Origin of the sequence: Undibacterium sp. RuTC16W (assembly GCF_049339445.1) — a bacterium.
Lineage (GTDB): Bacteria > Pseudomonadota > Gammaproteobacteria > Burkholderiales > Burkholderiaceae_D > Undibacterium.
In genome coordinates, this window is record NZ_JBMPPE010000006.1 from 113486 (window position 1) to 133455 (window position 19970).

The 19970-nt window shown below is 49.1% G+C and carries 18 protein-coding genes and 1 other RNA gene; 8 read left to right on the plus strand and 11 right to left on the minus strand.

The features are described 5' to 3' along the window. Window positions 1-112: 112 nt before the first annotated feature. From ACO0K4_RS12975 to ACO0K4_RS13000, 6 genes are all read left to right on the plus strand, one after another. Complete coding sequence (locus tag ACO0K4_RS12975) at window positions 113-2830, plus strand: PD-(D/E)XK nuclease family protein (protein ID WP_422957055.1); 2718 nt, start codon at window positions 113-115, stop codon at window positions 2828-2830. Further along, the gene (locus ACO0K4_RS12980) at window positions 2830-6234 is read left to right on the plus strand and encodes a UvrD-helicase domain-containing protein (RefSeq protein ID WP_422957056.1); all 3405 of its coding nucleotides are present in this window, start codon (window positions 2830-2832) and stop codon (window positions 6232-6234) included. Before ACO0K4_RS12975 ends, ACO0K4_RS12980 begins: the two co-directional genes overlap by 1 nt. Before the next feature lie 57 nt (window positions 6235-6291). Further along, entirely contained in the window at window positions 6292-6510 is a 219-nt protein-coding gene (locus ACO0K4_RS12985) for a DUF904 domain-containing protein (protein ID WP_422957057.1), read from the plus strand. Window positions 6511-6521: 11 nt separating this feature from the next. Continuing rightward, entirely contained in the window at window positions 6522-6833 is a 312-nt protein-coding gene (locus ACO0K4_RS12990; RefSeq protein ID WP_422957226.1) for a cell division protein ZapA, read from the plus strand. A 76-nt stretch (window positions 6834-6909) separates the two neighbouring features. Next, window positions 6910-7088, plus strand: a non-coding RNA gene (ssrS, locus tag ACO0K4_RS12995) — 6S RNA. A 118-nt stretch (window positions 7089-7206) separates the two neighbouring features. Then, a complete protein-coding gene (locus ACO0K4_RS13000; protein ID WP_422957058.1) occupies window positions 7207-7659 on the plus strand; it encodes an EVE domain-containing protein in 453 nt (150 codons plus the stop codon). 43 nt (window positions 7660-7702) lie between these two features. Here the strand turns inward: ACO0K4_RS13000 and lgt are convergent, their stop codons facing one another. The 3 genes from lgt to ACO0K4_RS13015 all read right to left on the minus strand — a co-directional run bounded on the left by lgt (window position 7703) and on the right by ACO0K4_RS13015 (window position 9785). Further along, entirely contained in the window at window positions 7703-8506 is an 804-nt protein-coding gene (gene lgt, locus ACO0K4_RS13005) for a prolipoprotein diacylglyceryl transferase (protein ID WP_422957059.1), read from the minus strand. After that, entirely contained in the window at window positions 8500-9399 is a 900-nt protein-coding gene (locus tag ACO0K4_RS13010; protein WP_422957227.1) for a LysR family transcriptional regulator, read from the minus strand. Before ACO0K4_RS13010 ends, lgt begins: the two co-directional genes overlap by 7 nt. 149 nt (window positions 9400-9548) lie before the next feature. Next, entirely contained in the window at window positions 9549-9785 is a 237-nt protein-coding gene (locus ACO0K4_RS13015; protein WP_422957060.1) for a TIGR04438 family Trp-rich protein, read from the minus strand. 131 nt (window positions 9786-9916) lie between these two features. On the opposite strand from ACO0K4_RS13015, the gene ACO0K4_RS13020 reads away from it, so the two are divergent. Continuing rightward, window positions 9917-10225 carry a c-type cytochrome gene (locus ACO0K4_RS13020; protein WP_422957061.1) on the plus strand — a complete coding sequence of 103 codons (309 nt, stop codon included), beginning with the start codon at window positions 9917-9919 and terminating at the stop codon, window positions 10223-10225. 257 nt (window positions 10226-10482) lie between these two features. On the opposite strand, the gene ACO0K4_RS13025 is transcribed toward ACO0K4_RS13020, so the two are convergent. Continuing rightward, window positions 10483-11628, minus strand: coding sequence for a branched-chain amino acid ABC transporter substrate-binding protein (locus ACO0K4_RS13025; RefSeq protein ID WP_422957062.1), 1146 nt, complete (start codon window positions 11626-11628; stop codon window positions 10483-10485). A 147-nt stretch (window positions 11629-11775) separates the two neighbouring features. Between ACO0K4_RS13025 and ACO0K4_RS13030 the strand changes: the two genes are divergently transcribed. Then, a complete protein-coding gene (locus ACO0K4_RS13030) occupies window positions 11776-12285 on the plus strand; it encodes an Lrp/AsnC family transcriptional regulator (protein ID WP_422957063.1) in 510 nt (169 codons plus the stop codon). A 475-nt stretch (window positions 12286-12760) separates the two neighbouring features. Here the strand turns inward: ACO0K4_RS13030 and ACO0K4_RS13035 are convergent, their stop codons facing one another. The 7 genes from ACO0K4_RS13035 to ACO0K4_RS13065 all read right to left on the minus strand — a co-directional run bounded on the left by ACO0K4_RS13035 (window position 12761) and on the right by ACO0K4_RS13065 (window position 19698). Next, complete coding sequence (locus ACO0K4_RS13035) at window positions 12761-14065, minus strand: D-amino acid dehydrogenase (protein ID WP_422957064.1); 1305 nt, start codon at window positions 14063-14065, stop codon at window positions 12761-12763. Window positions 14066-14209: 144 nt separating this feature from the next. After that, the gene (locus ACO0K4_RS13040) at window positions 14210-14581 is read right to left on the minus strand and encodes a hypothetical protein (protein ID WP_422957065.1); all 372 of its coding nucleotides are present in this window, start codon (window positions 14579-14581) and stop codon (window positions 14210-14212) included. Window positions 14582-14593: 12 nt separating this feature from the next. Continuing rightward, window positions 14594-15019 carry a DNA polymerase III subunit chi gene (locus ACO0K4_RS13045; protein ID WP_422957066.1) on the minus strand — a complete coding sequence of 142 codons (426 nt, stop codon included), beginning with the start codon at window positions 15017-15019 and terminating at the stop codon, window positions 14594-14596. A 127-nt stretch (window positions 15020-15146) separates the two neighbouring features. Next, window positions 15147-15788, minus strand: a complete 642-nt coding sequence (locus ACO0K4_RS13050) for a glutaredoxin family protein (protein ID WP_422957067.1) — start codon at window positions 15786-15788, stop codon at window positions 15147-15149. A gap of 16 nt (window positions 15789-15804) precedes the next feature. Next, on the minus strand, window positions 15805-17868 hold the full coding sequence (locus tag ACO0K4_RS13055; protein ID WP_422957068.1) for a M3 family metallopeptidase: 2064 nt from the start codon (window positions 17866-17868) through the stop codon (window positions 15805-15807). Between the two features lie 75 nt (window positions 17869-17943). Beyond that, a complete protein-coding gene (gene folD / locus ACO0K4_RS13060) occupies window positions 17944-18789 on the minus strand; it encodes a bifunctional methylenetetrahydrofolate dehydrogenase/methenyltetrahydrofolate cyclohydrolase FolD (RefSeq protein ID WP_422957069.1) in 846 nt (281 codons plus the stop codon). 378 nt (window positions 18790-19167) lie between these two features. Beyond that, window positions 19168-19698, minus strand: coding sequence for a helix-turn-helix domain-containing protein (locus ACO0K4_RS13065; RefSeq protein WP_422957070.1), 531 nt, complete (start codon window positions 19696-19698; stop codon window positions 19168-19170). Between the last annotated feature and the right edge of the window lie 272 nt (window positions 19699-19970).

Genomic DNA, 19970 nt, shown 5'->3' on the forward strand with positions numbered 1-19970 from the left:
TCTCGCATAAAATGCTTGTCCATCAGGCAAATTTTCTGACAACACATGCATCTCTCATTGTGCTCTTTTAATCCATGTTCAATGCCTTACTCTCAACCTCAGCCTTGGTGCTATGCGTAATATCCACGAATTGATTCCCGCATCAGCTGACTTCTGGCAGCAGGCTGCTACTAGGTTCTTGCAAGAGTTGCGCTCACCGGATTGGGCGATTGTATCGCCGCTTGATTTTTCATCGGTACGGGTTGTGGTGCCGACCTTTGAACATGCGCAGTTATTTTTGAAAGCGCTGAGTCAGGAATTGCATACTAATTTTATTCCGCCTCGCATCAATACCATGTTCGCCTGGGTCGAAATGCTGCCTCCGCAAGAAACACCCAAAGTCAGTGCGTCGAGTGAGCGTTTGATGGGTTTGTATGCCGAGTTGCGACAGCACGCCTGGCTGAAAAAATTATTTACCGCCCGGCGTAATACGGATTTGCTGCCATTGGCGCAAACTTTACTTCATCTTTCTGATGAATTGACACAGGCTTTGCTGCCTACGGTGCAATCAGATAAAGACAGCACGATGCAGCGCTGGCATACGGCGTTGGCACAGCTACCGCAACCCAGTCAAAAAATCCTGTCTGAAGAAGCCCAGCTGGTATGGACAATCTGGCAGAGTCAGCTCGATGAGCGCGATGCGATCGTGCACGGACATCAGCAGTGGATGCGCATCGCACAGCAGGCGCAAGAGCCGTTGGTATGGATTAGTCCAACCGCACCGAATGCGATGGAAAAGGCATTTTTGGATGCTTATGCAAAAAAGAAAAAACTCATGACGATGTTGCTGGACTGGCGCTCTGTTAGTTTGCCAGCAATTTACGCTACTGCCTGGCCGAATTTATTGGACGAAACCCATCAGGGGCAGCAGCAATTTTTATTAGAACCAGCGGCAATGTCGCATATTCGTTTATGCGAGGCCGCCTCGCTCGAGGACGAGGCGCAACAAGGCGCACAGACCATCGTGGACTGGCTGCTCGCCGGACATCAGAGTATTGCTGTCATCGCGCAGGACAGAGCGGTTGCTCGTCGTATCAGAGCATTGCTGGAGCGCGCAAAAGTATTCGTTGCCGATGAAACCGGATGGAAGTTATCGACGACCCGTGCCGCTGCGGCGATGGCGGCCTGGTTTGAAGTCGTTGTGACTAAGGCCGATACGATGGCCTTAATCGACTTACTGAAATCTCCTTATCTGCCAATTCCGGTTTCTCTCGACAGTGCCATCGACAAGTCTGATCTGGTCATGCAAATTGAGCTGAGTTTGCGCCGGGCGAATGTTTTGGGCGGCTGGGACTCGATGTTATCCTTACTTGAATCTAAGCCAGATGCGCGCCAGTGGATTGCGATTCTGGCTCGTCAGGCAAATCAATTTAGCGGGCGAAAAAATTTATCCGAATGGAGTAAGGGCACGCTGCAGATGCTATATGAGCTTGGTATTCATGCGAATCTGGCAGTTGACGCTGCCGGCGCGCAAATCATTAGCTTGTTACAAGCCTTAGTCGAAGATTGTAAGCATATGGCTGCCCCATTTTCTTTTTCTGAATGGCGGGCTTTCGTCAATTTGCAATTTGAGAATGCACCTTACCTCCATCGCCGGAACGATAAGCGTGTTTTTATGCTGCCACTGAACGGTGCACGCTTACGCCAGTTCGACGCGGTGTTGCTGGTCGGTGCAGATGCTGCACATTTGCCTTCGCAAGCCCAGGAGGTTTTGTTTTTTACCAATGGGGTACGGCGTGAATGTGGTCTGATTACCCGAGAGCAAAGGCAGCAACAGCAGTTGCGCGATTTTACCGAGCTGCTGTTATCGAATTCTGAGATCGTGTTGTCCTGGCAGGGGCAATTACAAGGTGAACATAATCCCGTCAGTCCTTGGTTGGCGCAACTCGACCTAGCACTGGAGCGAACTGGACAGGCAAGGCTTGGTGTACATCATCCGGTTTTGCCGTTGCAGACGCTGAATGCGCTGAAGGTATTGCAGCCAGCACCTGCTGCTGCAGTGCTGGCGCCGGCGACCTTATCATCAAGCGCATATAGCAGTCTGATTGCCTGTCCATATCAATTTTTTGCGCGCCGTATGTTGAAATTGGATGCGATTGATGAATTATCCGATATGCCGGAAAAACGAGATTATGGCGATTGGCTGCATGCGATTTTAAAAACCTACCATGATCGCCTCGCTGCAGAGAATGTGACTGACCGGGTGCAGTTACTTAGTGATATTTCAACTGAGCGGTTTGCTCAGATTTTGCTGCATAGCCCCGCTGCGCTGGGTTATAGCGTGCGATGGAGCAAAGTCATTCCCTCATATGTCGCATGGGAAGACCAGCGCGAAGCCGATGGATGGCGCTTTGAACTTGGTGAAGAGTGGCGAGAGCATAGCTTGAGCTGGGACGTAAATGGCCAGGAAGAAAGCGTACTGTTACGTGGACGCATCGACCGGATTGATATCAATACCGAAGGCGAACGTGCGGTACTCGATTACAAAACAAAAGCCTTATCTTCTTTAAACATACGCTTGAAAGAGGGTGAGGATCAGCAATTGCCATTTTATGGACTGTTAGCCAATCAGGATGTGGCGGCGGCCAGTTATGTCGGGCTTGAATTAGAACGAGGCAAAATTGGTGATGCTGCCAGCCAGGATTTTCGCCACTGGACGAAGTTGCTGGAGAACGCAATTAAGGACAATATGCAGGCGATCAGAAACGGAGCTGCACTCACCGCACAAGGAACAGAGTCGGTGTGCCAGTATTGTGAAATGCGCGGACTCTGTCGCAAAGGGGTATGGTGATGACCACGCATAGCGCGCAAGCGTATGAAATTAATGGTCAGGCAACTGATGCACTGAGCTTTACTTCTGCCGCCTGTCAGCCACAATCGTCTGTCGTTGTCGAAGCCTGTGCCGGTAGCGGTAAGACCTGGCTACTGGTCGCACGTATGTTGCGTTTATTACTGGCGGGTGCAGAACCCGGCGAGCTGCTGGCAATTACGTTTACCCGTAAAGCAGCTCAGGAGATGCGTGAGCGCCTGGTAGATTTGTTACGCCAACTCGCGCTGGCAGAAGAACCTGAGGCGACGGCTTTATTGCTGGAGCGCGGTGTAGCACAAGCAGATGTGATGAAAAATTTGTCCGTCGCTCGCCGCTTGTATGAAAAGGTCTTGTCTAGTCCACAGTCCTTGGCGATGGATACATTTCACAGCTGGTTCGGACGGCTGATACAGCTCGCACCGCTGGCATCGGGTGTGCCGCATGGCTTTAGTTTGCTAGAGGCGACCGCGGATGTGCAACGCAAAGCTTATGCGCAATTAATGCAATCCTTAAAAGATGCCGAGCATCAGCAGACACGTGTTGCGCTGCTTTTGCTGTATGAAGAGTTAGGTGATTTTAATACCAGGAAGATGCTCGATGCTTTCCTCGATAAGCGGGCAGAATGGTGGGCCTCGAATCAGGGTGATCTCGATGGCAGCCCGCTCGATTGGTTGCGTGATATGTGTGGTAACGACGCAGAGTACGACCCACGGCTAGCCTTATGGAATGATCTGGAATTATGTCAGCGCATCAGCGCCATTGCTGTTTGCCTGGGGCAAGGCACCGCAACTAATCAGAAACGTGCAACTGCTATGGAGACGGCGCTCTCCGGTGCTGCCAGTATCGACAACTTTGATGCCTTATATAATGAATTTTTTGGCGCAGATGGTAAAAACAGATCAAATCTGAAAACCAAAAATTTGTTGCTGGCGATTGAAAAATGGTTAGGGCCAGACAGTGTGGCGAGTTTTGATGATGAATGTATCGTCATCGCAGATACGCTGAAATTATTGAAACGACGCAGTGCTGAAAAAATGGTACTGACAATCAATGAAGCACTTTTTCAAGTCGGCGCTGCTTATCTGGAACAGTATCAAACGCTGAAAGCGGATCAGAGGATATTCGATTTTGCCGACCTTGAATGGCAAGCCTACCGCCTGATTAGTAATGAAGAATATGCGGCTTATCTGCACAGCAGACTGGATGCGCGCTACAAGCATATTTTGCTCGATGAATTTCAGGATACCAATCCTTTGCAATGGAATATCGTACAGGCATGGCTGGATGCGTACGGCAATGATGCCGAACGGCCGACGGTATTTATTGTGGGCGATCCCAAGCAATCTATTTATCGCTTCCGCCGTGCGGAGCCACGTGTATTTTCTGCTGCACGTCAATTGCTGGCGCAACAAGGAGCCTTACTTTTACGGACAAATCAAACCCGCAGGAATGCACCGGAAATCGTCGCTATATTGAACGATAGCATGCGTGAAAATCCGATTTATGTTCCGCAGACCAGTGCCTCGACGTCACATGGCGAGGTGTGGCGCTTGCCTTTGATTGAGATTGATTCTGAAGTGGCCGGCAATGATGTGAATTCTGAAGAGAATTCACATGAAACCTCAGGTGTGTCACCTATGTCACCTATGTCACATACGTTACACACATTACGCAATCCTTTTACCACGGCATTGGTCGAAGATGAAGATCGCCGTCGTCTGGAAGAAGGGCATCAGATCGCACAAGCTTTGCTAATGGCGCGCCGTCAGATAAGCGATCTAGCCTGGTCGCAAGTGATGTTGCTGGTGCGGCGTCGTACGCATTTATCATCGTATGAAAATGCCTTGCGTGCAGCGGGGATTCCCTTTGTATCCAGCCGTCGTGGAGGCTTGCTGGATGCCTTGGAGGTCGCTGATTTACTGGCATTACTGGGATTCTTGATGACGCCTGGCGATAACCGTGCTTTAGCGCATATCCTTAAATCGCCGATTTTTTCTGCAGGCGACGATGATTTGATTATGCTTGCACAGCGTCCGGAGACGTCCTGGTGGAAGCGCTTGCAAGCCTTGCATAGCGAAGGCGGTGCGACGATCTTTGTCCGTGCCTATGTTATGTTGAGCGACTGGATGCGGGCCGCACACGATCTTCCCGTGCATGATCTGCTGGATAAAATTTTACACGAAGGTGCATTACTGGCGCGCTACGCCCAGTATGCCAATCCGGCTGAGCGAAGCCAGATTATTGGCAATATCGAGGCGTTCATCGAGCTTGCGCTGAATATGGATGCAGGACGTTATCCTAGCTTGCCAAAGTTTATTGCAGCACTGGCTGTATTTCAGAAGGGTGGTGAAGACGACGCACCTGATGAATCGTCGATTGATGGCGCCGCCGACGCGGTCCGCATCCTGACTATCCACAGCGCCAAGGGACTGGAGGCCTCGGTTGTAGTGATGGTCGACGCGAATCATAGTGAATCTGCGAAGGATCAGACTGGCATATTGTGTCAATGGCCTTTACAGCAAGGAGAGGCGCGGCATTTTTCTGTTTTCGGCCGCAAAGATCAGCGCGGTGCTGCAAGGGACGCTTTGTTCGCACAGGAGGAAGCGCAGGCAGAGCAAGAGAACTGGAATTTGCTCTATGTGGCAGCAACCCGGGCTAAGAATCTGCTGATACTCAGCGGTATCGCCAGTGAGAAGGGCAAAAAAAATAAGACTGCTAAAAAAAATCTTGGGCCAGATGCCAGTTCCGACGAGTCCAATACAGGTATTCCTGGCCTGATTCAAGGTAGTTGGTATGAGAAGCTGAGTCAGGTCGCGCCAACCGAGTTGCAGCAATCGGAGAGCTTACTGTCGCAAGTGCATGATGAATTCGATGTAGCCTTGTTTAATCCGCCGGATCTAGCTTTGGCTGATGTTGAGATCACTCCGGTGCCGACAGAGGCGCAGATTGAAGGAATTGCCTTGCACGCTTTGATGGAGCGGCTGACAAACCGGGTGCAGGCATGGCCACTTACGATCCCTGACACTGATGCAATTGCCTCGTGGCTGCCTTGTCCTGGCAGCGTTGCCTCAACGATACGGCAGCAGGCTCAGGCAATTTTGTCTCAACCCGGGCTGGAGAAATATTTCAGACCAGAGTGCTATTTGTATGCTCGCAACGAGATGGATGTTCTGTTTCAACAACAGACTTTGCGTCTGGACAGAGTCGTATTTTTTGAGCATGAAATCTGGATACTTGACTATAAACGTGCTTTGCTCAGTAGTGAGCGCGAAGGCTACCGGGCGCAGTTACAGGGTTATGCTGATGCCTTACAGGGGTTGGTAGGTACTAAAAGAATCAAGGCCGCCCTGATTTTAAGCGATGGTGACTTGATAGAAATGCTTTAGGGTCTGATTTCCATTTATAATTTAAAACCTAAAGTCTGGTCTAACCAAAGTGATGAGATGAATTCTGAATTTGAATTACTTGCTGAAAAAGTCGCACGGCTGGCAGAGCTGACGGATTTTTTACGTCGCGAAAATGCGGAGCTGCGACGTGATATCGTCGCGCTGACTGAAGAGAACGGTGAAATGCATCAGCGCATGGATGAAGCGCATGTTCGCGTGACTGCCTTGCTCGCACATTTGCCCGCAGAGGACGATTCAGACAAGGAAGCAGCATGAAGGAAACTACGGTGATACAACTTGACGTCAATATCATGGGGCAGGCGTATAAACTGAGTTGTAAGGAAGGCGAAGATAAAGCCTTGCTGATTGCCGTGGCTTATCTCAACGATAAAATGTCTGCGATTCGCGACGCAGGCAAGATCAAGGGAAATGACAGGATCGCTGTAATGGCTGCCCTGGGTGTAACGGCTGAGCTGTTGTCGACCAAGTCACCGGAAGGTCCTTTATCCGGACTCTCCATTGCAGAAGTGAAGCAAAAAATTCACAATATGCATGAGGTTTTGGACAAAGCGCTGACACCCCAAGAAAATCTATTTTGAACCGTGCTTGTATTGGTTTAATCAATCAAAAAAACTTAAAAAAAGCTGTACGAAATCCCGGATAGGAGTAAACTTCAATTCCCTACCGTGTTCGCCAATGTCATATATTCCTTGAACCATTTATGTGCATAGGCTGTAGAAATTGTTCGATGGGTGTGAGCGTCGCTAGTCCGATGAACCCGAAATTGAACTGACTGTAGCCAACTTGAACCGCCAGGTTCAGGATGCCGGCATAGCGGCATTGGTGGGGACTTATTCTGAGGCACTGATAACGAAAGTTGTCAGTGCTTTTTTCATTCAGAACGTTGATTTTGCACCTGCTGAAACGTATGCTGATACGCTTTTACCACGTTCACTAAATTGAGAGTTACTTATGGCTTATTGGCTGATGAAGTCGGAACCTGATGAGATCAATATTGATGACGCGTTAAGCGCGTCGACGATCCCCTGGTTCGGCGTAAGGAATTATCAGGCACGTAATTTCATGCGAGACGTGATGAAGGTTGGTGATGGCGTTTTGTTCTATCATTCAAGTTGCGCTAAGCTCGGTATTGCCGGTATCGCCGAAGTTGCCAGTACGCCTTATCCTGACCATACGCAATTTGATCCTGACAGTAAATACTACGATCCCAAAGCAACACCCGAGGCGCCGCGCTGGATGATGGTCGACATCTGCGCAAAGCGAAAAACGCGCTTACTCAGTCTTGCCGAATTGCGAAAAAACGAGGCGTTGTCGAATATGGTGGTGTTACAGAAAGGTAGCCGATTATCGATTACCCCTGTGACCAGCTCAGAGTGGATCCTTATTCAGGAACTGCTTGCCTGACAGTCCTTTCGCTACTTCACACTCTGATCAATGGCGGGATCGATTATCTGGGTGTTGCGGACGGTTTTTTATAGGCGATCCACAATAGGATGACACCGCCGGCAATCATTGGTGCCGATAACATCTGGCCCGCTGAAATCGTCACGCCGAATGCGCTGACCAGGTAGTCGGGTGTTCTGAAATACTCGGTGAAGAAGCGGGTACACCCATATAACAGCACAAACATGGAGCCGACGGCCAGACGGGGCCGCGGTTTGCTGGCAAACCACCATAACACGATAAACAGCAAGACGCCATCAACCAGCGCCTGATAAATCGGCGAGGGATGGACGGGTTGTTCCAGCCCCGGCCACATCATGGCCCAAGGCAAGTCGGCAGAGGCGATTCGTCCGGGCAGCTCATGGTTGATGAAGTTACCTATACGGCCTGCTGCATAACCCAGTGGAACCAAGGGGGCAATAAAGTCATACACATCTGCTAAATGGCGACCGCTGCGGCGCGACCATAAGTACATCGCGATCAAGACGCCAATAAAGCCGCCATGAAAAGACATCCCACCGTGCCACACCATGAAGAGTTCTAATGGATTGCTGAATAATTCAGCGGGGCGATAAAAAATAAATTCACCTATTCTGCCGCCAAGAATGACACCTAAGACACCGTAAAACAACATGTCGTCAATATCTTCTTTTTTCCATCCTAGTACCGCGACATGGGGCAAGCGTATGCGCAAGCGTCCCAGTATCACAAACTGGACAAAGGCGACCAGATACATCAGCCCGTACCAATGCACGGATAAAGGGCCTAATGTAAATGCTACCGGGTCAGGATTCGGGTGTATCAGCATGTCGTATCTTTCATTCGTAATAGGTCCAGAAACGCGCGTAATACCGGCGACGCATTATCCTTGCGCCACGCTACACCGATTTCTACTGCGACGCTTAATTCGGGGAGATTCAGGTAAGTGACACCCGCTCGTTTTAAATTCGAGACAGATTGTGGCACAAGCGCGATTCCCATGCCAGCCGAGACCAGGCCGATAATCGTTTGCATTTGTATGGCTTCCTGGCCAATTTCCGGTGTAAGGCTTGCTTCGCGAAAGCACCCAAGGATCAGGTCATGCAAAGCCGGTGCAATTTTTCTGGGAAAAATGATGAGCGGGTGTTGCTTATAGTCTTGTAGCGAGGCAGATTTTTTATGTCGGCTTAAAGAGTCTGGTATTGCCAGGATCAGGGGCTCTGATAGTACTTTTTGATAGTCCAATGTACTTGTCAGATAATCTGGTACCGGAGGAATCATCAAGCCAGCATCAATCTCTCCTCGCTCCAAAGCCGAGAACTGCACATCACTGGTAGCTTCGCGCAACTCAATCGCGACAGCAGGGTGAGCGTGGCGGAACTCCCTCAGATAAGGTGGCAGCACGCTGTAGTCGGCTATCGAGACGAAAGCCAATGACAAATGACCACTGGCACCATTCGCTGCACGCTGCACCAACTGGGCTAAGTTTTGGGACTGTAAGACGATACGCCTTGCTTCCGGCAGCAGAGCATGTCCTGCCGCTGTCAGTACGATGCTCCTGGTGCTGCGGGTAAACAATGCAGCACCCAGACTTGCTTCAAGTGCCTGTATCGCCTGTGAGAGCGGGGGTTGCGTCATATGTAGCCTGGCTGCTGCACGGCCAAAATGCATTTCATCCGCCACGGCCAGGAAATAACGCAATTGTCGTAATTCGAGATTCATATTCACCGCGTCTCAATGATGGGTGATTCATATATTTTGCTCAGGGTAGAGAGCAAGACAAATTATCGATGATGAAAAGCCAGGCTGGGATAACTGTGTTGAAAACGGAACTTAGTTTCAGCAACGTCATTAGCTATTGTAATGAGCGTTTATCGCTTACCATTTTTTTTATTGTCGAATGCGCGTTTGACGCGTTCGTTTTTGATTTTCTCAAAATGTGCATGATCATTTCGTTTGTCGAGACCCAGCATGCGTTCAAAAAATTCAAACCATAAAAACGCAGCGAAGGCGAGTCCAACAATCCACCACCAGGATAAATTATCCAGGAAGCTGACCTCCAAATATTTAAGCAGTGACAGCAGGGCAATGACGATAATGATGGGCATAATAATTCCTTTGGATAAATAGTAGAAGTAATTTGCGCCATGGTCAACCGCATGTTGCTTGAGATCGTTTGCTATTGAAGAAACAAAACGCAGTAAAATGCGATATGTAGTTTTAACCTGGAGAGAAAGCAATGAAATATTCTTTGTTGATAAGCGCCGTGCTGGCATTCGCTGCATCTGGTTCTGCAATGGCAAACGCAGATTTGGCGAAGGCAAAAAACTGTATGGCATGCCACGCAGTTGCTAATAAAGTAGTTGGCCCTGCGTATAAAGATGTAGCAAAAAAATATGCGGGCGATAAAACAGCAGAAGATAAGCTAGTTAAAAAGGTAATGGCTGGCGGTACGGGCGTTTGGGGTGCTATCCCGATGCCAGCAAATCCTCAGGTGACAGAAGCTGAAGCACGTACTCTGGTGAAATGGGTGTTGGCTTCTAAGTAATGCGTGTTAGCCGAACTAGCGAAAGAAATGACGCAGATCCATATCAAGCTCAAGCATTTGACTATGATTTGACACGATCACCTCAGTGATAGCATAAAAGCCCGGCGAGCCGGGCTTTTATTGTTTGTGACCAAATATAAAAACATAAGGGAATATTGCTGAAGATATTGGTGATGTCGGGTAAATAATAAAAAAACGCGACGAGTCAAAGACAGTCGCGTTTTTTAAAGAAGGCTGGATAAGCAGCCTATCTGGAATTACTTCACAACTTGAACGATCTCACGTTTGCCGCCTTTGTATGTGTACAAAGTCAGAGTACCGTCTTTGATGTCGCCTTTAGCATCGAATTCGATGTCGCCAGTGATACCTTTATGTTTGATCTTCGCCAGGAATGGCAGGTACTTAGCTGGTTCTGCAGATTTTGCCTGAACCATTGCGTCGGCCATCGTCATCACAGCATCGTAAACATACGGTGCGTAGATTTGTACTTCGATACCAAATTTTTTCTTGTAAGCAGCTTTCCAGTCATCGCTAACTTTTTTCTGCGCTTCCAACACACCACCAGCTTCAGCACAAACTACTTGGCCTTCACCAATGCCATCACCAGCCAGCTTGACCAGATCAGTGGAGCAGATGCCATCACCGCCCATAAATTTAGCAGTAATGCCCAGAGCTTTCATCTGACGCAGCATAGGACCAGCAACCGCATCCATACCGCCGAAGAAAATCACGTCTGGATTTTTTGCTTTGATTGTGGTCAGGATCGCGCTGAAATCAGTAGATTTGTCTGTTGTGTGCTCAGTTACGACAACTTCAGCACCTTTGGATTTTGCACCTTTGATAAATTCAGCAGCAACACCTTCGCCGTACGCTGTTTTGTCATCAATCACAGCGACTTTTTTCGCTTTGTTGATTTGCACAGCATAGCGACCCAAAGTGCCACCCAATTGGCCGTCATTCGCTACTACGCGGAACGCGCCTTTGTAGCCTTGTTGTGTGTATTTTGGATTTGTTGCAGATGGGGAAATTTGAGGGATGCCAGCGTCGTTGTAGATTTTTGAAGCTGGAATTGTTGTACCAGAATTCAAGTGACCGATTACGCCGTTTACTTTCGCATCAACCAGTTTCTGTGCTACGGTTGTACCTTGTTTTGGATCTGCGCCGTCATCTTCGGTCAACAGTTCGAATTTTACTTTTTTACCGCCGATCATCACGCCTTTAGCGTTCAGTTCTTCGATCGCCATTTTGGCACCGTTTTCGTTGTCTTTACCCAGATGGGCAATCGCGCCGGAAATTGGACCTACGTGACCGATTTTAACAACTTGTTCTTGAGCAGCCGCAGCACCAGCGAAAGCGAAAGCAATTGCGCCAGCCAGTGGAATCATTTTAGTTTTGAACGACATGAACATACTCCTAAGGTTTAAAAAAAGTAGGACAACATTACTGCATCTCTGACTTATTCAGATAACTGAATAGCCAGAAGGTACAACAGAAAAATTAATTCGCAAAGCTATTTTGTTTGTTTTTTTGGTAAATACGACGATTTTTATATGCCCCAATATCGAGCACTTGACAAGGTAGATCGCAAGCTTTTGAACTTGCTGCAAAAGGATAATCAGACCCCCACCAGAGTGCTTGCCGACAAGCTGCACATTTCACAGCCTACTTGTTTGCGACGCATCAAAGATTTGCGCGAAGCGGGCATCATTAGTGCAGAGGTCGCTATGGTCGATCCGTTTGCACTGGGATATGGCATGCTGGCTTTTCTCGAGGTGTCGCTGACGAATCAGTCTGATGAGCATATGCACGCATTTGAAGCAGGCATGAACAAAGAAGCCGAGGTGATGCAGTGCTATTTTGTGTCTGGCGAATACGATTATTTTTTGGTGGTACATGTGATTGATATGGATGCCTATTATCAATTTGTGCGACGCGTCATTTCCGGTTCTGGCAATGTCCGTCATTTCCATTCTCGCTTCCCGATGAAGCGCGCTAAATTTGCGACACGCATTGTGTTTGATGAAAAAGCGGCCGAGCTGCCGGTTCGGATTGCTAAATAAGCGGTTTCGGAACTGCGTCAGTGATTGCTACTGCCGGGGCTCTTAGCCCCAGTCCCTTTGTGTGTAGATAACGCAAGTGCTATACAGCCGGATGACAGGGATCAAAGAAATCACTTCATTGAGTTGGGCGTGAGGCCGCCGTGAGGATGTGTTGGTGTTTCGGCGCAGCAAGAGGAAAGATAGTTTTTGTGAAACCTGTCGATGAGATCCAGTGCAAGACAGGATCGTGCGATTCCTGACGTAGCAACATATTGCTACTCGCTATAGTGAGACTTCAAAATGAGTAATGAAACGACGTGATGCGATTAAGTGTCGTTCTTTAGATGTTGACCAAACAGAACCCGCTGTTTTGATGCGGGCTTGCAGAAGAAAACCTGCTGCAAGCCGCATTCAGACTAGGAGTTCATATCTGGTATCTGAAAAATTGAATTGAGATGAGTTTTTCAACGAAGTTATTTTAAAATTTTTCCCTTATTCAGGCAGGTACCAACACGCCACCGGGATGACGTCTGTCCATGCCAGTGAATGCGAATTCAACGTCAGGAACCTTGCCCGAGACGATATCGGCAATCGCGCGTCCCGAACCTGCTCCCATAGTCCAGCCAAGAGTGCCGTGACCGGTATTCAGAAATAAATTATTGAATTTGGTTTTGCCAATATAAGGTACGTTGGATGGTGTCAACGGACGCAAGCCTGTCCAATAGGTCGGGTTGTCGTAGTCGCAGGCGTTTGGAAATAGTTCGCGGGTGCGACGGGTGATTGCTTCACAACGCGCCGTATTTAAATCACGTCCATAGCCGTTGACCTCACAGGTCCCTGCTACGCGCAGGCGGTCACCCAGGCGAGAAACCACCAGCTTGTAGCCATCGTCAGTGAGGGAGATCGTGGGAGCCTCGTCGGGATTAGTAATCGCATAGGTCGCTGAGTAGCCTTTGCCCGGATAAATCATCAGATTGATACCTAGTGGTTTGAGTAAGGGCTGGGAAAAACTGCCCATCGCCATGACGAAGGCATCTGCCCGCAATACCTTGTGGCGACCGGCGGCATCAATGACCTCGACTCCGATGACCTTGGCACCGGCGCCGCTACCTTCAGTCAGCAATCGTGTGACGCTGGTATTGTATTGAAAGTCGACCCCGGACTCCGCTGCCTTGGTGGCTAAGCCGCTGGTAAATTTATATACGTCGCCGGATTCATCTGTTTCGGTATAGTCGCCGCCGACGATTTTGTCGCGGATGCGTACTAATGCCGGTTCGATACGGACAACTTCGTCAGCACTGATGGAGTCGCGCGGGCAGCCAAGGTCGCGCATGAGCTTGGCGGCGGGAAGAGAGTCGTCGAACTCTTTTTGCTCAGTATAAAAATGCAGAATACCTTTGGTCAGGCAATCGTAATCGATGCCTGTTTCTTTACGCACGGCCTGCAAGGTCTGGCGACTGTATTCTGAAATGGCAACGATCTGACGGATATTGTCTGCCGTGCGTGCTGGTGTGCATTCACGCAAAAAACTCAGTCCCCAAATCCATTGCAGCCATTCAGCACGCGGACGAAATAATAAGGGCGCGTCTTCTTTGCCTAGCCATTTTAGTACCTTCAGCGGAGCCGATGGGTTCGCCCAGGGTTCGGCATGTGATACGGATATCTGACACCCGTTGGCGAAGCTCGTTTCTTGCGCAGCGCCAGGCTGACGTTCGATCACGGTGACCTCATGACCTTCTTTTTTTAAAAACCAGGCGGATGCGGTGCCGATGATACCTGCGCCTAAAACGATAACCTTCATGGGGCGAATCTCCTATTGTGTGATAGCGAGATTGTAGAAAGTTATTGAATGTTAATGTATTCAATAACTAGTGGAATATTTTTATTTTTAGAAGAAAATATTTAAGACGTGTTGTTAAAACAAAAAATTATAAGAATTGATGACTTATTTCGAAATTTTTGCTTTGGTGATTTCTTGCGTGACTGCACGGGTAATGACTTCCTCTATGGTTTTATGCAAGCCACCGCGGATGTCCAGTGCAAGACCTTCAACAGCGGTTTGCAAAACATCGGCCAGGCTATCTCTGACGCGGTGTTCCAGGACGAAGTCCACGCGCGCTAACACCTGACGCAGTACGTTTTCCCGTAAGGTTTGTTCCAGTTTTTGCCATTCGTCTTCACTGACACTTTGCTGCGACATCTGACCAGATGCTGGCGTCGCGATCACTGCAGCGCTGTTGTGTGTCAGATCAAACTCATTGCCCGGTTGAATAATTTCAGTAAGGACGGGGATGCTTGCATCGATTTGATTGCTCATGATGAGGATGATTTACGTAGTTTTGGCGGTAGTGTGAGACAAGGTATGTCCCTGCTGCTGATAAAAGCGATAGCGTTCCCGGCCTGCCAGTTTCGCGTTTTCGTCGATGGCGATGATTTCTATCATGCGCTCAAATTGATCAAAATGTGCAGGTGACACATCTGTCAGATTAATTAAAATATCGTGATGCGGTAGCGGTACGGTATCGTCGTATGTGAGGATAACCGGGGTCTGCTCAGCCAGGCGGTCACCAGCCATGACATGAGGCAAAAAATCGGCTTCTGAAAACGTCCAGAGTGCATTATTTAATGCCTCAAGCTGTGCCTTGTTGTTGTCAAACACCACAATCTTACATTGTGCCGCTCTGGCCTTGCGGATCAGGCGGCAGGTGTAATTGAGCTTGTCCGGCACATTGCTATGAAAGTCGATGCGTGTCATTGGGTCTCATGGGTTTTCATTGAACATGATTGAGCGGATCGAACATCAGTTCCAGACTAAAGCGATAGTGCTCGTTATATTGTTTTCCGTATGACTGAAAAACATCATTCAGTATGAAGCGAACTGATCAGAACCGGAAACCAGATTCAGCACTGGCAGGCGGTGGTGGCGGTGCTTTACGTTTTTTTCTGTTGGGCGTTGCATTGTCATCGGTGGTGTCGTTCTTTGCCGCAGTTGCCGGTGCGGGCGCCGCAGATTCTGCAGCAGCATAGCGATAATCTTTAGGCAACTGATCAGTCTCAGGATAGCCTGCCTTGCTTAATGCGGCGCGCCATTCGCTGGTATCCAGGCCGCGGAATTTGACATTACTGATCACGAGTAAGGGCAGTTGCGTGTCACCGCTGACTTGTTGCAATTTATCAGCATCTTCTGGCGTCTTGACAGTTTTCTCTGAAAAGGGAATGCCGTTACCTTTCAGGAATACCCGTCCCTCATTACAGGGCGTGCAATTGGCGGCGGTGTATAAAATGACCGGATTTTTTGCGACGGCTGCCGCCAGCTCTGGCGGTAAATTGTTCGCAGGACTGCCGCCATCATAGGACTTGGATTGAACTTGTTTTACGGAGGCGGGCGGTGGAACGTCGCTGTAGGTGATTTTGCCGTCAGGACCTACCCATTTATATAATTGCGCCTGTGCGCTCGCTGTCATCAGCAGACTGATGAAAACAAAACTGACTCTCAGTGAAATATTTGTTGATTGACGATTCATCTGTTTCTCCAAAAAATCAGACTGCCATGCCGTGATGGCGTAATAAAGCATCTACCGTAGGTTCGCGGCCACGGAAGGCCTTGAAGGATTCCAGTGCCGGGCGTGAGCCACCGACTGCCAATACCTCTGCCTGGAATTTTTGTCCTATGCTACGCGACAGTGTACTGCCTTCTGCCTTGCTTGCCTCTTCAAACGCAGCATAAGCATCGGCCGACAACACCTCAGCCCATTTATAGCTGAAATAACCCGCCGCATAACCACCGGCAAAGATATGGCCGAAAGAATGCTGAACACGGCTGAAATCCGGTGGTGTAAATACGGATACCTGTTCCCGTACTGTATTCAGAATCGCCTGTACGTCATGTTTACTGTCTGTGCCGACCTCATCATGCAGGCGCATGTCAAACAGAGAAAACTCAACCTGACGCAGGGTTTGCATACCTGACTGGAAATTCTTGGCGGAGATCATTTTATCGTACAGATCGCGTGGCAGCGGCGCGCCAGTCTCGGCATGCGCAGTCATGCCTTGCAACACATCCCATTCCCAGCAAAAATTCTCCATAAATTGCGATGGCAATTCGACCGCATCCCATTCGACGCCAGAGATACCGGAGACCGATAATTCATCTACCTGCGTCAATAAATGATGTAAGCCATGACCAAATTCATGGAACAAGGTAATCACATCATCATGCGTGAACAAGGCGGGTTTGGTGATACCGTCTACAGTCACTGGCTCATTGAAATTACAGGTCAGATAGGCAACGGGAGTCTGGATGCCATATGCCGTGCGGCGGCGACCACGTACATCATCCATCCATGCTCCACCGCGTTTGCCATTGCGGGCATACAGATCGAGATAGAATTGACCTACCAGCTTGCCATCTTTTTCTATGCGATAAAACTTGGCATCCGGATGCCAGACCGGTGCGCTGTCTGCCTTGATGCTGACGGCGAACAAAGTCTGGATCACATTGAATAAGCCTGCGATGACCTGCGGCTCGGCAAAATACTGCTTTAACTCTTGTTCAGAAAATGCATAACGCTGTTCACGCAGTTTTTCTGAAGCATAAGTGGTATCCCAGGCTTGCAGATCGGTGATGCCCAACTGTTCACTGGCAAACAGGCGCAGTTCTGCCAGATCTTTTTCGGCAAACGGACGGGCGCGGTTCGCCAGATCAAGCAGGAAGGCGCTGACTTGTGCCGGTGTGTCCGCCATCTTGGCCACCAGCGATACTTCAGCAAAATTCTGGTAACCGAGCAGGCTGGCTTCTTCCTGACGCAGTGCTAATAATTCGGCGATGATGGCGGTGTTATCCCATTCAGGATTGCCGCCTAATTCCGACGCTTTTGTCGCATTTGCATGATAGATTTTTTCACGCAATTCACGGTTATCCGCATATTGCAGTACCGGGAAATACGAGGGGAAGTGCAGCGTAAATTTATATCCTGTCTTGCCGTCTTTTTCTGCCGCTGATCTGGCCGCTTGCAAGACGTCTTCTGGCAAGCCTTTTAATTCGTCGATGTCATCAATGAACAATCCGTAATCATTGGTCGCATCGAGTACGTTTTCAGAAAATCTGGTGGATAAGGCCGCTTGTTTTTCCTGTATCTCGGCGTAGCGGATTTTCTTGTCTTCAGGTAGCTCTGCACCACCCAGGCGAAAATCGCGGATGGCATTATTGATGATGGTTTTTCTGGCTTGTGAAAACTGGTTGAACGCAGGACTGGCTTGCAACGCTTTGTACTTATCGAACAGCGCAAGATTCTGGCCGAGAGATGTCCAGAATTCGGTCAGCAAGGGTTGATTTTCATTGTAGACCGCGCGTAATTCCGGCGTGTCGACGACAGCATTCAAATGACCGACAATACCCCATGCGCGTCCGAGTTTTTCGGTCGCGTTTTCGAGTGGTTCAACAAAATTTTCCCAGGTGACCTGCGCGACAGGAGCTTCCAGAGTAGCGATGACCGCACGGTTCTCTTCTAGCAAACTGGCAATTGCGGGGCTGACATGCTCTGGTCTGATCGCTGCAAATTGCGGTAAATCGCTAAAGTCGAGCAGGGGATTTTGTTGAGTCATCTGTTTACCTTCATAAAATCAAACGGGTCTGGAGATTGCCGTCGGTTGAGTGCGATTAAATACGAGTCAGTACAATCAAATACGTTCGGCTGCTTCGATCGTATTAACCAGTAACATCGTGATCGTCATCGGACCGACGCCGCCCGGCACCGGTGTGATGTAGCCTGCCACTTCTTTGACGTTGGCATAATCGACGTCACCGCATAATTTGCCTTCATCATCGCGGTTCATACCGACGTCGAGTACGACAGCACCTGGCTTGACCATGTCGGCTGTCACAATATTACGTTTGCCGGTTGCCACCACGAGGATATCCGCATTACGTGTATGTGCGCCCAGATCACGGGTCTTGGAGTTGCAGATGGTGACGGTAGCGCCTGCTTGCAAGAGCAGCATCGCTTGTGGCTTGCCAACAATATTCGATGCGCCGACCACGACGGCATTCGCGCCGCGTACAGGATAATCGATGGACTCCAGCATTTTCATGACGCCATACGGTGTGCAAGGGCGGAACAATGGCTGTCCGGTCATCAGCAAACCGGCATTGCTGATATGAAAGCCGTCGACGTCTTTGTCAGCGGCGATGGCTTCGATGACTTTATTCGCATCAATATGCGCCGGCAGGGGGAGCTGTACCAAAATCCCGTTGATCTTGCTATCTTTATTCAGACGGTCGATGTGCGCGAGTAAAGCCAGTTCACTCAAATCGGCATCGTATTTTTCCAGCACGGAATAGAATCCGCAATCCTCACACGCCTTCACTTTATTGCGCACATACACCTGGGACGCCGGATTTTCTCCGACCAGAATCACTGCCAGACCGGGTTGTTTACCTTGTGCGGTCAATGCGGCTGCGCGTTGTGTGACTTCGGTACGAATTTGTTGGGAGAGCTGGGTTCCGCTGATGATGTGGGCTGTCATGATGGGCTTTGCAAAAGAAGATCAAGGCGAGATTATAAATTATGCGATGTGTCGCGGCGGAACATTACTTGATTAAGTGGGGACGGAGATAGATTGACTTGACGCTATGATCGCGCGGGAACTGTATTGTCAGCGATGTAATGTTTGATTGTTAGTAGCCTCACAGCTTATTTGTACCTCATTGGTGGTTGAATAGATGCAGACAGTAGATGTAAATAATTAAATACTGGGGATGAGTATATTTTTATCGCCCATATAAAACATGCGGGATAGGCCATGTTTTATATGGCTATCAGGGGAGTATAGCTATCTAAGGCATTATTGCCGTTGTCTCCGCCAGATAAAGTGCCCGGCGGCCACATCCATTCTGCTCCCGATTCAGTGCTTGTATTGCTTAAACGCAAACCAGGCAAGAGCCAGTAATCCGCAGGCGGATACGAATAGCAGAACTTTCAATGATGTTGACGGCGGTTTGCTCTCGTCAGATGAGGCGGACGAGCGCCGAGATGTTGTGCTACGAGGGTTTGATGTGCTGATGGCGTTTTGGGCGAGATCTGCCGTCAGCAAGGCAAGCACTGGCGTCGGGTCGAGTTTGAGCAATTTAGCGTAAGCGCGGACAAAGCCTTTGATGATGGCCGGCTCGGGCAAACTGGCATAGTCGTCAGTCTCAAGTGCGCGTATCTGACGAGGCGCCAGTCTTAGCTGTGATGCGACCTGTTCTACAGTCAAGCCTAGTACGTTTCTGCCAGCGATCAGCCTGGCACCCGGTGACTTAGCTAATCTTTCTGCATCAGCAGCGGACAATTCGGCTGCGATCGGTTGCCCCAGGCGGGATTCGATCAGCTCCTGATATTGAAAACTACCGGTCGGTTCAAATGATACCGGCTCGCCTGATATTGGATCACTCATCCAATCCTCACAATAAAGATGACATTTTAATAAAACACGGTCCCACTATATCATCATAGCGCAGGTTCTTTAAGTCGTAGTTTGTTACAGGGTTTGTTAATTATTTAAATTAGGAGCGCGATTGAGTCTGACTTAGTAGCTAGTCTGCCGTAGTGCTGTCCTGTCAGCGACTTGCAACGACGTCATATGCTTCTAAATCAAGACTTACGCAAAACAACAGCGTGCTCACTTCTTCCTTTCTCTTTATCTCTATTTTGAGAGAGTTTAATTTT